Consider the following 13,993-nt stretch of genomic DNA (forward strand, 5'->3'; position numbering starts at 1 on the left):
CGCGGGTGCATGGTGAACTCATGTACTCCTGGCGTCGCCTGCGTTCGGATTCCGGTTCCGGATGGAAGGGAAGGCTGGCGGATTTCCTTCGGCGGCGTCCGCCAATTCCATGCGTCGGTGACGAGGCCGGGACAGCGTGGCGCCGGAGTTGGAACGTCGCGCCTGGTCGACACTTCGGCGGCACGGCGATCGCGCTCTCCGGCGGCGGTATCCGATCGGCCGCTTTCAGTCTCGGCGCCATCGACGCCCTGCGGAGCAAGGGCTTCTGGGCAGAGGCGCGGTACCTCTTCTGCGTTTCGGGCGGCGGCTACGCCGCAGGCGGGATCCAGCTCGCCACGACGGGAGCGGCTGAAGCGGGCGCAAGCGCGGCGACGGCGTCGGACGCGTTCGCTCCCGGAAGTCCGGAATTCGACCATTTCCGGCGGAACAGCAAATACCTCGCGGACGGGTTCCTGGGGTGGCTGAAGGCGCTCGGAGTAATCCTGCGGGGACTCCTGGCGGCGCAGTTCGCACTGTTCTTGCTCACCACCGTGGCGGCCTACCTGATCGCGCTCGGCTATCGGGGCGTTCGCGTCGCACACCACTCGGTGCCCGCCGGCGAACTGGGGACGGTCCTGCACGCCACTGCGGCCTGGCGCTGGTCGATAGTCCTGGCCGGCCTCTGGTTGTACTTCTCGCTGGCGACGTTTCTTCTGGAGAACTGGCCTGGACGCCTGCACCGCGTTCGCGCCTGGCTACGGGTGGGCTACCTCGGCGCCGGTGGGGCGTTCGTCGCCTACACAGTTCTCGTCATCGCCCTGCCGCGACTCGCCGAATTGCTCTGGAAACTACCCGCGGGCGTCCAGAAGGGTCCGATCGACGAACTGCTGCCCGATCCGCTTCTGGTCAGCTCGGGAACGGCCGCGACGGGCTACGTCGCCACTCTGGCGGCAATCCTTACTGCCGTGGGCAAACCGACTGCGCGGGCAATACAGAAGCGCGACCGGCTCGCGCAGGTCGCGAAGCGGCTGCCCGTGACCGTCCTGCGTTGGGTCATGGTGCTGGTGGGGGTGGTGGCGCTCGTCGGCTGGCACCTCGTCTGGTTCCTCTACCTAATCGCGGTGGTCGGCAGTACCGGATGCAGGTCGCACGTCCACCCGCGGACGGAGCCCTGCGAGTTCACCATGCCGCCGTGGCCGGACTGGCGGCTCGTGGCCGGGGTGACCGGACTGCTGGTGCTCATCTGGTGGATCGACCAGACGCGGTGGGGCCTACATCTCTTCTACAAGCGACGGCTGGCCAGGGCGTTCGCGGTGCGCCGGTCCGACGGGGTCGCACGCGAAATAGACTTTGGCGTCTGCACGCGGCTCGACACATTCGGCAAGCCCACGGCGGGAGGCCCGCAACCGATCTGGATCGGCGCGGCGCACATCTCGGGACCGGAGTACGCGCCGCCCGGACGACGGACGGTGTCGTACTCGATGTCGCACGACTTCGTCGGCAGCCCGCAGCTCGGCTGGTTGGAGACCGCACCGCTGTGTGAGCGGGCGAAGGGCAGGCCGCTGCAGTGGGATCTCACCGTGGAGTCCGCGATGGCGGTGTCCGGCGCGGCGTTCGCGTCGGCGATGGGCGCGGTACGCAGCCCGTTCACGCTCCTTTTCGCGCTGACCAACGCCCGGCTCGGCGCATGGCTGCCCAACCCGAGATACTGCTCCCACCCCCAACCGTGCCCCCTCTGCCGGCTGCCCCGATCGCGGACCATGAAGCTGCTCCTGGCCGAGATACTGGGCCTGTACCCGACCGATAGACGGCTTCTCTTCGTCACCGACGGCGGCCACAACGAGAACCTCGGACTCGTCGAGGCGCTGCGGCATGCGCCGGCGAAGCTGTTCTGCATCGACGCGAGCGGCGGCGCGACGCTCTCGCGAGCGGCGCTCGGTCCGGCGATCGCGTTGGCACGGCAGGAACTGGGCGTCGACATCACCTTCGACGCAGGGTCGGCGAATCGCGTCGACGACCCCACGTCGCTGGAGCAACCGTCCCCACATAAGGAGGACGGGCAGGCCGGCGAAGAATACTCGGCAGACCGAACCAACCCTTCCCGCATCATGACGAGCGCGGTTCTGCGCGCCACAATCACCTACCCCGACGACCGGCCGCCCCAGGCACCCGCGACGGGGGTCCTGTACTTTGGTCGCGCGCTCCTGACGGAGGACTCGCCATGGTCGGTGCTGGCGTACGCGAGCGGTAATCCCGCCTTCCCCAATGACTCCACGGCGGACCAGTGGTTCGATGCCGACCAGTTCGATGCGTACCACATCCTGGGTCGCCACGTGGGGGGTGCCCTCGCCACACTGGCCCACGCCCGCCCGAACGGCTAGCTCAAGGGTCGTTCCTCATACGCCTGACGGGACCCGCACACCTCAGACAGGGCGCATCGCCTGAGCCCCCCGTCCGAGGAGCGCCGAACCACCACCGTCTCGCTGGGCGGATGCCGCGCCACGACCCGGCCCTCGCCCTCCGGCGTGTCCACCTGCTGACCGGTCGAGGGGTAGGTGCTGCTCCCGGCGTAGAGCGGGTGTTCGTACTTCAGGCAGCACATCAGGCGGCCGCAGGCGCCGGAGATCCGCATCGGGTTCAGCGGCAGGTCCTGGTCCCGGGCCATCCGTACCGTGACCGGCTCGAAGTCGGTGAGGAACGTGGCGCAGCACAGGTCCCGCCCGCAGGAGCCGATGCCGCCCTGCACGCGGGCGGAGTCGCGGGCGCTGAGCTGCCGGAGCGAGACCCGGCAGTGCAGCGTGGCGCCGAGGTCGCGGACCAGCGAGCGGAAGTCGACGCGGTGCGGGGCGGTGAAGTACAGGGTCACCCGCTCCGGTTCGGTCCCGGACGGGTCGAGGCAGTCGACGGCCAGGACCCGCATGGGCAGGTCGTGGGCGCGGATCAGCTTCTTGGCGGCGACCTTGGCGTCGGCGCGGCGGCGGCGGAGGCGGGCGTCCCGGTCCAGGGCCCCGGCGTCGGCCAGGCCGGCGAGCCGCGGGAAGCCGCTGGTGTCCTCGCTGACCCACTGCGCCGCCCAGACGCACTCGGCGACCTCCGGCCCCTCGTCGGTCGGGACCAGCACCGCGTCGCCGACCCGCGGGCTCAGCGGGCCGGGATCGAAGTAGTAGAGGCGCCCGTACCGGTGGAAGCTGACCGCGCACAGCATGCCCATCGCGCAAGCGTAGGCACCGCGCGACCCGCCGGCCAGGTGTCGGCGCGGCCGATGTGGACCGGCTCAGCCGATGCGGAGCGCGTCGGCGACCGACGCGGGGCCGGCGCCGAGCGGCCGGAAGAACGGGGCGTACGCGATCCGCTCGTCCCAGGTCGCCGCCAGGCGCTGGGCGTCGTCCGTGGCGGCGACGACGGCGCTCAGGACCTCGGCGGCGAGGTCGGCCGCGGCGCGGGCGAGGCCCTGGTCGGGCCGGACCTCCCCGGTCAGCGCGACGGCCTCGGCCGAGCCCAGGACGCGGCCCAGGGCGCGGGCGACGCCGGTCCGGGCGGTGACCATCCAGGTGGCCAGCGCCTCGGCGTACCGGATGGTGTCGGCGAGGCGGCGGGCTCCCCCGTCGCCGTGCAGGCGGGACTGGAGCGCCCCGGCCCGGTGCGCGTACGACTGGGCAGCGGCGCCGCTCCACGCCACCGGGCGGGCGGCGACCTGGGCCGCCTGGGCGTACGCCTCGGCCAGCGGCGCCAACTGGCGCTGGGCGAGGACGAGTGGGCCAGGTCGCAGCGCGGCGACGGAGTCGACGGCCGCCCCGGGCAGTGCGCCCAGCTCGCGCAGCAGCCCCTGGACGGCGTGACCGCCCGGGATCCCCTGCCCGCGCAGCACGTCGTCGACCCGCGCCAGCAGCGGGCGCGCGGGATCCAGCACGATGTCGAGCGCGTCCATCAGCGCTCCTCACTCCTCCATCGGGCGGCGGCCGCGGCGTCGACGTCGGTGTACGCCGAGGCGGCGTCGGCCACCGCGGCGCGCAGGGCGGCGATCTCGTCCCGGGCCTCGTCCACCTCGCGGCGGCGGGCGTCGAGGGCCGCGACCCAGCGCGCGTGCAGCGCCCGGCCCAGTTCGCCGGTGTAGCCGGCGGCGTCCCCGCCGAAGCTGGTCGCGTCGCTGGCGGCCTCGTGGAGCAGGTCGGCGCTCGCCGCGAGCTGGCGGGCGGCGTCTTCGAGGGCGTGCGCCACGGTTGTCAGATCGTTCACCTGGGATCCCTCGAAGCGGTCGGGTGCGGCGTCAGGGTCTCGTAGTCGACGAACAGGTCCCGCTCGATCTTGCGTCTGGCCCATTGTGCACCGTCGATGGCGGAGCCGACCGCTACCTTGATCGATGTGGCCAGCTCGGTGACGGGCCGAGCGCACGCTCCCGCAGCCAGACATACGTCCACTATGGCCCCCGCGGCGGTAACCCGCACCTCCACCAACTCATCGGGTGACCGCACCGTCACCTCGATTTCGTGGGCCGCCCGGTCGAGTCGTGCCCGCAACTGGCCGATCCGCCGGTACCGCGCGGCCGCCTCCTCCAGCCACGCCTCGTCCACGTCCCCGCCGTGGGCCGCGCCGCCCCGGGCCCCACCGTCCCCCGCGCCGTCCCAGGCAGCACCGTCTCTCGTCGCACCGGTCAACGTCACGGCACGACGCTACCGGTGACGCACCAGCGGGTGAGGGGAACTGTCGGGTATCGGATCAACCGCGCCAGATATCGAGCACCATGGCCTCGACGGCGATCCGGGGCTTGACATTCGCCTCGATCGCCGTCCGGCACGCGAGTACCGCCTCCAGCCGGCGCAGGGTGCTCTCCGGCTCCCACGCGCGGGCGGCGCCCGCGACGGCCTCGGCCGCGTCGGTGTGCACCGCCGGCACCGGGGCGCGCCACTGCGCCACCAGCACGTCGCGGTAGAAACCGGCCAGGTCGATCAGCGCCCGGTCCAGGGCGTCGCGCTGCGCGCGGGTGGCCCGGGACTTCTGCCGCCGCTCCAGCTCCTTGAGCTGCCCCGCGGCGCCGCGCCCGGCACCGGCGGCGCCCCGGCCGGTACCGCCGGCGCCGAGGGCGGTCGCCAGCGCGCTGCGCTCCCGCTCGTCGGCGTCGGCGACCACCGCGGCGGCCTCCGCCTCGGCGGCGGCGATCAGCGCCGCGGCGGCGGTGAAGCACGCGCCGACCGACCGGAGCTGCCGGGGCACCCCGAGCACCGCCTCGCGCCGCTCCCGCGCCTGCCCGTCGCGGGCCAGGCGGCGGGCCCGCCCGACGTGGCCCTGCGCCGCGGCGGCGGCCCACCCGGCGAGGGTGGCGTGGACGCCGTCGCGCTGCTCCAGCAGCGCCGCGACCGCCGGGGCGGACGGCTGCCGCAGCGGCACCAGGCGGCAGCGGGACCGGAGGGTCACCGAAATGTCGTCGGGGTGGGTGCTCGGGGCGCACAGCAGGAACACGGTCCGCGGCGGCGGCTCCTCGACCGCCTTGAGCAGCGCGTTGCCGGCCGCCTCGGTGAGCCGGTCGGCGTCCTCGATGAGGACCACCTGCCAGCGGCCGCCGGAGGGCGCGCTGGCCGCGCGCAGGACGAGGGCGCGCATCTCGTGGACGCTGATCGACAGGCCCTCGGGCGCGACCGTGCGGACGTCGGCGTGCGTGCCGGCCAGCGTGGTGTGGCAGCCGGCGCAGCCGCCGCAGCCCTCGCCCGCGGCGCACTGGAGGGCCGCGGCGAAGGCCCGCGCCGCCACCGACCGGCCGCTGCCCGGCGGCCCGGTGAAGATCCACGCATGGGTCATCGCGCCCGGGTCGCCGGCCTCGCCGCGGACCTGGGCGGCCGCCGCCGCGGCGGCGGCGGCGAGGGTCGCCACGGCGGCGGGCTGGCCGACCACGTCGGCGAAGACCGGGGCGCTCACCGGAGACCCCCGGCCGGCGCCAGCCGCACGCCGGACGCCTCGACGAGTTCGGTGACGCGCTCGCGGATCCGGTCGGCGAGGATCTCGATCGGCAGCCCGGCGTCCAGCACCAGGTACCGGGCCGGCTCGGTCGCCGCCAGGTCGAGGAACGCCTGCCGCACCCGGCCGTGGAACGCCAGCGACTCCCGCTCCAGCCGGTCCGGGGTACCGCGGTCGGCGGCCCGGCGCAGGCCCAGCGCGGGGTCCAGGTCGAGCAGGATCACCAGGTCGGGCCGCAGCCCCCCGGTGGCCCAGTCGGACAGCCAGGCGACATCGCCGTCGGGCAGCGTCCGGCCGGCCCCCTGGTAGGCCAGCGAGGAGTCCACGAAGCGGTCGCTGACCACCACCTCCCCGCGCTCCAGCGCGGGCCGGACGACCGTGGCGACGTGCTGGGCCCGGTCGGCCGCGTACAGCAGCGCCTCGGCGCGCGCGGTGACCGCGTCCTCGGCGCGCTCCAGCAGCAGCTCCCGGATCCGCCGGCCCACCGGGGTGGCGCCGGGCTCGCGGGTGACCGCGACCCGGTGCCCGGCGTCGATCAGCGTCGTGGCCAGCTTGGCGAGCTGGGTCGACTTGCCGGTGCCCTCGCCGCCCTCGAACACGACGAACAGGCCCGGCCCGGCGACGGGGTGGGCGGCCGACAGCGGCCGGCCGCGGATCGACCACCACAGGTCGCGCAGCACCGGTACGCCCGGCTTGTCGTCCATCTGGCGGAAGGCGCTGATGCCGGCGAAGATGCTCAGCAGCCCCGCGACGAACAGCAGCGCGCGCGTCGCCGACACCGAGAACGCCGCCTCCCCGAGCCGGAACTCGTGCGAGCCGCCGATGCCGACGAACGCGCCGGACAGGCCGATGGCCAGGATCAGCACCACCCGCGTGGCCGTCTGGACGAAGGCGAACACCCGGCCGCGCACGTCGTCGCCGACCTCGCCGCCGAGCAGCGTCGTACCGGACAGGAACGCCATCCCGGCGCCGGTGCCGACCAGGACCGCCCCGGCCAGCGCGAGCGCCAGGTGCACCGACACGGCGAGGATGAACACCGACGCGCCCGCCAGCACGATGCTCATGCCGAACCAGCGGCGCCGCGACAGCGCCCGGACCAGCGCCGGCCCCGCCCCGATCCCGGCCGCCAGCCCGACGAACAGCGCGCCGAACAGCATGTAGAACGCGGCGTCACCGGCGCCGAGGGAGACGGCGAAGAACTTGGCGACGCCGATCACCACGCCGCCGCAGGCGAACGCGCCGAGGATGCCCAGGACCAGGCCCCGCACCATCCGGGTCTGGCCGATGTACTTCCAGCCGTCGACGAACTGGCGCACCATGCCGCCGGCACCCCCGTCCGGCCCGACCGCGGTCCGGCCGCTGATCTCGCGGATGCCGAAGAAGACGACGACCGCGAGCGCGAGCCGCGACACGGAGTTGAAGTACAGGGCGAGGTTGGCCGGCTCGGCCCACTCCGGCGGGGTGCGCACGGCCGCGCGCAGGCTCCGGTCCAGCACCGACAGGCTCGCCGCGGCGAGCACGGGGGTGACGCCGTACGTGGTGATGAGCGTGAGCTGGTTGGAGATCTCCAGGCGGCTGCGCGGGATCAGGTTCGGGACCGCGGCCTCCTTGGCGGGCAGCCACACCAGGGTCACGCTCTCGATGAAGAACGTGGCGACCGCCGCCCAGGCGACCACCGTCGTCCCCCGGTCGATCACCAGCGCGCCGAGCGGGATCGAGGCGAACAGGACGAACCGGAGCAGGTCGCAGATGACCATCGTGTACCGGCGGTCCCACCGGTCGGCCAGCACGCCGGCCGCGGGGCCGAGCAGGAGCGCGGGCAGCAGCCGTACGGCGATCACGGAGCTGAACGCCAGCCCCTGCTGCACGCTGCCGCTGACCTGGGCGGAGGCGAAGGCCGCGGTGGCCAGCAGGCCGAGCCAGTCGCCGAGCGACGCGACGCCGAGGACCAGCCAGAGCCGCCGGAACGGGCGGATCCGCAGGACGGCGCGCAGCGCGGCCAGCCCGCCGAGGTCGACCTGGGCGGCGGCCGGCGGCGGCGGGCCGGCGGCCGCGCCGCCGCCCGGCCGCCCGTCCGTTGCGTCCGTTCCCGTGCTGGTGATGTCCGCCCCCTCGGCCGCGCCGCATCCAGGCACCGGCGCCGCCGTACCGACGCGGTGCCGCCGGACTCACTGTAGCGGCGCCCAGCCGATCACCCTCATCCGGACATCTCGGACAGGCGGCCTCATCGGGCGCAGTGATCTCGGGCGCGGTGTACAGGCGGCCGGCGATACCATGGGGCGTCGTCCGCCGGCCGCTCGCCAGGAGCGCCGAGTCCGCTAGGAGCACCCGGGTGTCCCAGTCGCCGTTCTCCGCCCTGCCGCCACGCGTCGACCTGCCGGCGGTGGACCACGAGATCCTGGCGTTCTGGCGGGAGAAGGACATCTTCGGGCGCTCGCTGGCCCAGACCGCCGACGGCCCGCGCTGGGTGTTCTACGAGGGGCCGCCGACGGCCAACGGCCGCCCGGGCGCCCACCACGTCGAGTCGCGGGTTTTCAAGGACGTCTTCCCGCGGTACCGGACGATGAAGGGGTACCACGTGCCCCGGGTCGCCGGCTGGGACTGCCACGGCCTGCCCGTCGAGATCGCCGTGGAGAAGGAGCTCGGCATCTCGGGCAAGCAGGACATCGAGCGGATCGGCGTGGCCGAGTTCAACGCCCGCTGCCGCGAGTCCGTCCAGCGGCACGTCGCCGACTTCGAGGAGATGACCACCCGCTGCGGCTACTGGGTGGACATGGAGCGCCCGTACCGGACGATGGACGCCGGGTACGTCGAGAGCGTCTGGTGGGCGCTCAAGCAGATCTTCGACAAGGGACTGCTGGTCGAGGACCACCGGGTCGCGCCGTACTGCCCGCGCTGCGGCACCGGCCTGTCCGACCACGAGGTGGCGCAGGGGTACGAGACCATCACCGACCCGTCGGTGTACGTCCGGCTGCCGGTCGACGGGCCGCTGGCCGGGCACGAGGGCGCCGAACTGCTCGTCTGGACCACCACCCCGTGGACGCTGGTCTCGAACACCGCCGTCGCCGTGCACCCCGACGTCACCTACGTGCTGGCGCGCACCGAGCAGGGCCTGTTCGTCGTCGCCGAGCCGCTGGTCAAGTCCGTCCTCGGCGAGGACGCCGCCGTGGTGGCGAGCCTGTCGGGCCGGGACCTGGAGCGGGTCCGGTACCGGCGCCCGCTCGACCTGGTCGAGGTCCCCGACGCGCACTACGTGATCCTCGCCGACTACGTCACCACCAGCGACGGCACCGGCCTGGTCCACCAGGCGCCCGCCTTCGGCGCCGACGACCTGATCTCCTGCCGCGCGTACGGGCTGCCGGTGGTCAACCCGATCGGCCCCGACGGCCGGTTCGGCGCCGACGTGCCCCTGGTCGGCGGGGTGTTCTTCAAGGACGCCGACGCGCCGCTGACCGAGGAGCTGCGCGCCCGCGGCGTCCTGTTCCGGGCCACCATGTACGCGCACAGCTACCCGCACTGCTGGCGCTGCCACACGCCGCTGATGTACTACGCGCAGCTCTCCTGGTACATCCGCACCACCCAGATCCGCGACGCGCTGCTGCGGGAGAACGCCGCCACCGGCTGGCACCCCGCGCACATCCGCGACGGCCGGTACGGCGACTGGCTGCACAACAACGTCGACTGGGCGCTGTCCCGCAACCGGTACTGGGGTACCCCCCTGCCGCTGTGGCGCTGCGGCGAGGGCCACCTGACCTGCGTGGAGTCCCGCGCCGAGCTGGGCCGGCTCACCCACGGCGACCTGTCCGACCTGGACCCGCACCGCCCCTACATCGACGACATCAGCTTCGACTGCCCCCGGTGCGGCACCCGCGCGCACCGGGTGCCCGAGGTCGTCGACGCCTGGTTCGACTCCGGCTCCATGCCGTTCGCCCAGCTCGGCTACCCGCACGCGCCCGGGTCGGCGGAGCGGTTCGCGGAGGCGTACCCCGCGCAGTTCATCGCCGAGGCGATCGACCAGACCCGCGGCTGGTTCTACACGCTGATGGCCATCGGCACCCTGGTCTTCGACAGGTCCTCCTACGAGAACGTCCTCTGCCTCGGCCACATCGTCGCCGAGGACGGGCGCAAGATGTCCAAGCACCTCGGCAACGTCATCGCCCCGGTGCCGCTGATGGACAAGCACGGCGCCGACGCGCTGCGCTGGTTCATGCTGTGCGCCGGCTCCCCGTGGGGCTCGCGCCGGGTCGGCGACGCGCCGCTGGAGGAGATCGTCCGGCGGACGCTGCTCACATACTGGAACACCGTGTCCTTCTTCACCCTGTACGCCTCGACCAGTGCCTGGCGCCCGGCCGACGAGCCGGCCGCCCTGCCGCTGACGCCGCTGGACCGCTGGCTGCGGGCCGAGCTGCACCACGTGGTCCGGGTCGTGGGCGAGGCCCTGGACGGGTTCGACACCGCCGGGGCCGGGCGGGCGCTGGCGGACTTCATCGACGACGTCTCCAACTGGTACGTGCGGCTGTCCCGGGCCCGGTTCTGGGCCGGCGAGCCGGCGGCGCTGGCGACGCTGTACGAGACGATCGACGTGCTGACCCGGCTGCTGGCCCCGCTCGTGCCGTTCGTCGCCGAACACGTCTGGCAGCGCGCGGTCCGCCCCGGTACGCCGGCCGCCGCCGAGTCGGTCCACCTGTCCACGTGGCCCGCCTGCGACACCGCCGCCCTGGACGACGGGCTGCGCGCGCAGATGGCCACCGTCCGCGCGCTGGTCGACGCCGGCCGGGCCGCCCGCAAGGCCAACAGCCTGCGGGTCCGCCAGCCGCTGGGCCGCGCCCTGCTCGGCGTGCCGGCGGGCGCGATGCCCGCACCGGAGCTGCTGGCCTACGTCGCCGAGGAGCTGAACGTCCGCGAACTGGCACCGCTGCACGGCGCCGACGAGGTCGTCGACATCACGGTGAAGGCCAACTTCCGCGCCCTGGGCAGGCGGTTCGGCGGACGCACCCAGGTGGTCGCGCGGGCGGTCGCCGCGGCGGACGCGGCGGCGCTGGCGACGGCGGTCGCCGACGGGGGTACGGCGACGGTCACGGTGGACGGCGGGGAGGTCGCGCTGACGGCCGACGACGTGTTCGTGACCCAGGCACCCCGCAGGGGATGGGCGGTCCACGCGGCGCGCGACGTCACGATCGCGCTCGACACCGAGATCACCCCGGAACTGCGCCGGGCGGGACTGGCCCGCGAGGTCATCCGCACCCTCCAGGAGGCCCGCAAGCAGGCCGGCCTCGATATCACGGACCGGATCGTCCTCACCTGGTCCGCCGCCGAGACCGAGCTGGCCGAGGCAGTTCGCGCACACGCCGCGGAGATTGCCGAAGCCGTACTGGCGAGCGACATGTCAGAGGGAGCCGGCGACGTCACCGCCGCCGACCTCCCTCTGCGGTACACGCTGCGCCGCGCGTGACCAGACGCCGTCCTGGCCCGCGGCGGTCTAGCGCGTCGGGCACCGCTTCCACAGAAGATCGTGTGGCGACAACTCCAGCGTCGCCACGGAGATCCGGGACTCCGCGGCGCCGAGGATTTCCAGTCCCACCGCGACAGCGAGATCCCGCTTCGCATCGCACGGGTGGAAGGTGAGGGTGTCGGGCGCGAACTGCGGCTCCCAGCGAAACGGGCCGACCAGGCCGGTGACGCCGGTGCGGACAGCGGGCGGCCCAGCGCCTCCGGCGTAGTAGGTGCGTGTGGTGAGTCGGGCCGTCGTGTCAGCCGACAGCACTGCGTGCCCGCCCCACACGGTGCCTGGTACAGCGTAGGTCCAGCCTTCCGGCACCCCAACCCGCAGCAGCGTGGTGCACTGCGTCTGCCTCGTACCCGCCACGGCGAGCTGCTGGTAACGCACCACGATCGCGCCGTTCTCGTCCCCGCTCGCGGTGACCGAGGTGCGCGGACAACCCGACCCGGTGGCACCCACCAGCGTGACGGCCGGTGCCGCGGCCGCTGACGCCGAGCCCCCCAGAGCGGGTACGACTGCCGCGATGCCGAGGGCGGCTGCCAGCATCCTCGATCGGGTTCTGCTCAGCACCTGGTGTACTCCACCGAGTTCAGCGAGGTACCCACGTCCGCCCCGTCGACCGCCTGCGAGCCACGCGGCGCGACGCCGCTACCGGCGATCCGCATCTTGAACGGCAGGACCTGGCCACATTTCAGGGCGACCTTCTGCTCCACCAGCATCTGGTACACGGTGGCGTGGGCAGGCGGGAACTCCTTCATCTCGACCGTCGGCTCCGCATCGCCGATCGTCGTGGTCATCTGGAGTCGGGATGCGCGCTCGGCGTACCCGAAGCTACTCATGACAACGACGAACTGGGCGCGCCAACCGGCCGGCACCTGCATCGCGCCACTCAGCGTGCAGTCCAGTGCCCGGGGACCCTGGTCCCCCTCCAGGACGAACTTGCTGAAGGTCGCCGCGGAGGCGGAGCCGTCCTGGGTGTGGGTGAGCACCGTGTCCTGGGGTTGGCAGGCGGTGCCGTCGGCCCGCGAAAGCCGAAGACTGACCACGGGGTCGGCGGCAGCGGCCGCGATGCCCGCGGGGTGCAGTGCCACGGCGGCCGTCAGGATGGCGGACAGCGGCACCGCGTAGGCGGACCTGCGACGGATTCTGGTCATCGTGCACGCACCTCCGAAGTTAGGTGACTGGGCGTTCCGCCCGGCCCGACCATCGGCCGGGCGGTCAGCAGGTTTTGGTCCGTAACTCGACCCCACTCGGCTCGGGGTCACCCGGTACCACATCGTTGCCGATCAGCTGGAGCATCGCCCGGGCGTTTGGGTCGGCGCCCTGCGCGACGTCCAGGAAGGTCACCACGTTGAGGAACCGGGTGACGCCGCACTCGGACCACGCAAGTTCGCTGTCCGGGACGGTGTACTCCTTGGAGAAGAGCTGGTCGCGCCCGTCGCTCGACACCGGGCTGCCGTAGTCGATCGGCTCCGGCATCCGGCTGCCGGTGTAGAAGTACGACACCCGGAGCGCGCCCTTGCCGCCGGCGCTGAGCCGACCCAGACCGTGGGTCCACACTTTCCACAGTGCGAAACGGGCTCTCGGCGGCGCCTTGATGTGCAGCCGCAACGTGCAGTTGAGTTCCTCCGCCCGCGGCGGGGTCAAGTTGCGTCCCACAATGAACTGGTCGTAGGTGATGGCGAAGGACCGCTTGTCGTCGGCGATGGCGGCGTCGGCCGAGCCGGCCGGGCAGCCAGGACCGGCATGGGTGAACTTCTCCAACGTCACACCGGGATCCTCCCGCGCTTCCCCGGCCTGCGCCGCGGGCGGTGCGCCCCCGGTGACGACCGCGACCACCGCCGCGACGCTCGCCCAGCGGAGCGCGCGCCTACGCGGCCTCATCGCTGAGCCGACCCGGACGCGGAGGCGGCGCACTGCCGCCAGACGAAGTCCGACGGCGTCAGCAGCACGCTCTCCACGGACACACCAGCCGGCACCCCGGGTACAGCCGCATCGATGCCGATGTGCGCCGTCATGCTGAGGAACGGCTTGGCGCCACACGGCATGAACGTGAGCTGGTCGTCGCGGAATACGGTCGGTACTACGTAACCTCCGTGGAGGGACTCGAAACCCGCCGAGGCGACCTGGCCCGGTTGACCGGAGAACACGAACTTGGTGCTCAGCGTCGCCCTGGCACCGCCCGTGAGCTTGGCGGCACCCGTGTAGGTCGCCCGCGGTACGGCGAAGGTCCAGCCGGCCGGGGTGTCGACCGTGAACCGCACCGTACAGTTCACCCCGGTGGAGGCCGGCGCTTTGACAGTCATCGCCGGATACCGCAGGCGGAGGGACCCGTCCCCCAGTTCGCTCGGCGTCACGCCGTTCTTCACACAGCCCGGACCAGCGGATCCCGAGTAGGTGATCGTCTCGGTCGGGCGCGGTGCCGGCGAAGCTACAGCATCCGCGACTCCTGCCACCAGGATGATCGGAAGTGCCGCTCCCAGCACCGCCGCGGCCGTCACACATCTGGTCATTCGCGTCTCTGCTCTCCGCGGGCAGCCACCCGCCAGGTTCGTATACCGCGCC

12 protein-coding genes are annotated in these 13,993 nt (G+C 73.1%); 2 read left to right on the forward strand and 10 right to left on the reverse strand.

Translation table 11 applies throughout. The features are described from left to right. The first annotated feature begins 20 nt into the window (after positions 1 to 20). Positions 21 to 2,360 (forward strand): patatin-like phospholipase domain-containing protein, encoded by a 2,340-nt coding sequence (locus IEY75_RS05565; protein ID WP_189113121.1) that lies wholly within the window; start codon positions 21 to 23, stop codon positions 2,358 to 2,360. Here the strand turns inward: IEY75_RS05565 and IEY75_RS05570 are convergent. From IEY75_RS05570 to tmk, 6 genes are all read right to left on the reverse strand, one after another. Further along, positions 2,357 to 3,190, reverse strand: coding sequence for a PSP1 domain-containing protein (locus IEY75_RS05570; RefSeq protein WP_189113122.1), 834 nt, complete (start codon positions 3,188 to 3,190; stop codon positions 2,357 to 2,359). The genes IEY75_RS05565 and IEY75_RS05570 overlap by 4 nt on opposite strands. Before the next feature lie 63 nt (positions 3,191 to 3,253). Further along, positions 3,254 to 3,907 carry a hypothetical protein gene (locus IEY75_RS05575; protein ID WP_189113123.1) on the reverse strand — a complete coding sequence of 218 codons (654 nt, stop codon included), beginning with the start codon at positions 3,905 to 3,907 and terminating at the stop codon, positions 3,254 to 3,256. Next, positions 3,907 to 4,215 (reverse strand): hypothetical protein, encoded by a 309-nt coding sequence (locus IEY75_RS05580; protein WP_189113124.1) that lies wholly within the window; start codon positions 4,213 to 4,215, stop codon positions 3,907 to 3,909. The genes IEY75_RS05575 and IEY75_RS05580 overlap by 1 nt, the downstream gene beginning before the upstream one ends. Beyond that, positions 4,212 to 4,640: a YbaB/EbfC family nucleoid-associated protein gene (locus IEY75_RS20780; RefSeq protein ID WP_229789375.1), complete on the reverse strand. Its 429-nt coding sequence runs from the start codon at positions 4,638 to 4,640 to the stop codon at positions 4,212 to 4,214. Before IEY75_RS20780 ends, IEY75_RS05580 begins: the two co-directional genes overlap by 4 nt. Positions 4,641 to 4,695: 55 nt before the next feature. Continuing rightward, positions 4,696 to 5,889 (reverse strand): DNA polymerase III subunit delta', encoded by a 1,194-nt coding sequence (locus IEY75_RS05590; RefSeq protein WP_189113125.1) that lies wholly within the window; start codon positions 5,887 to 5,889, stop codon positions 4,696 to 4,698. Further along, positions 5,886 to 8,063: a dTMP kinase gene (gene tmk / locus IEY75_RS05595; protein ID WP_373290212.1), complete on the reverse strand. Its 2,178-nt coding sequence runs from the start codon at positions 8,061 to 8,063 to the stop codon at positions 5,886 to 5,888. The genes IEY75_RS05590 and tmk overlap by 4 nt, the downstream gene beginning before the upstream one ends. A gap of 197 nt (positions 8,064 to 8,260) precedes the next feature. On the opposite strand from tmk, the gene ileS reads away from it, so the two are divergent. Then, positions 8,261 to 11,380, forward strand: coding sequence for an isoleucine--tRNA ligase (gene ileS, locus IEY75_RS05600; RefSeq protein WP_189113126.1), 3,120 nt, complete (start codon positions 8,261 to 8,263; stop codon positions 11,378 to 11,380). Positions 11,381 to 11,407: 27 nt separating this feature from the next. Here the strand turns inward: ileS and IEY75_RS05605 are convergent, their stop codons facing one another. From IEY75_RS05605 to IEY75_RS05620, 4 genes are all read right to left on the reverse strand, one after another. Further along, positions 11,408 to 11,998 carry a DUF4360 domain-containing protein gene (locus IEY75_RS05605; RefSeq protein ID WP_189113127.1) on the reverse strand — a complete coding sequence of 197 codons (591 nt, stop codon included), beginning with the start codon at positions 11,996 to 11,998 and terminating at the stop codon, positions 11,408 to 11,410. Beyond that, complete coding sequence (locus tag IEY75_RS05610) at positions 11,992 to 12,582, reverse strand: hypothetical protein (protein ID WP_189113128.1); 591 nt, start codon at positions 12,580 to 12,582, stop codon at positions 11,992 to 11,994. The genes IEY75_RS05605 and IEY75_RS05610 overlap by 7 nt, the downstream gene beginning before the upstream one ends. Positions 12,583 to 12,646: 64 nt before the next feature. Continuing rightward, complete coding sequence (locus IEY75_RS05615; protein ID WP_189113129.1) at positions 12,647 to 13,267, reverse strand: DUF4360 domain-containing protein; 621 nt, start codon at positions 13,265 to 13,267, stop codon at positions 12,647 to 12,649. Between the two features lie 41 nt (positions 13,268 to 13,308). After that, positions 13,309 to 13,929: a DUF4360 domain-containing protein gene (locus IEY75_RS05620; RefSeq protein ID WP_189113130.1), complete on the reverse strand. Its 621-nt coding sequence runs from the start codon at positions 13,927 to 13,929 to the stop codon at positions 13,309 to 13,311. Positions 13,930 to 13,993: the final 64 nt, after the last annotated feature.

This window comes from Pilimelia terevasa, from assembly GCF_014647915.1.
GTDB lineage: Bacteria > Actinomycetota > Actinomycetes > Mycobacteriales > Micromonosporaceae > Pilimelia > Pilimelia terevasa.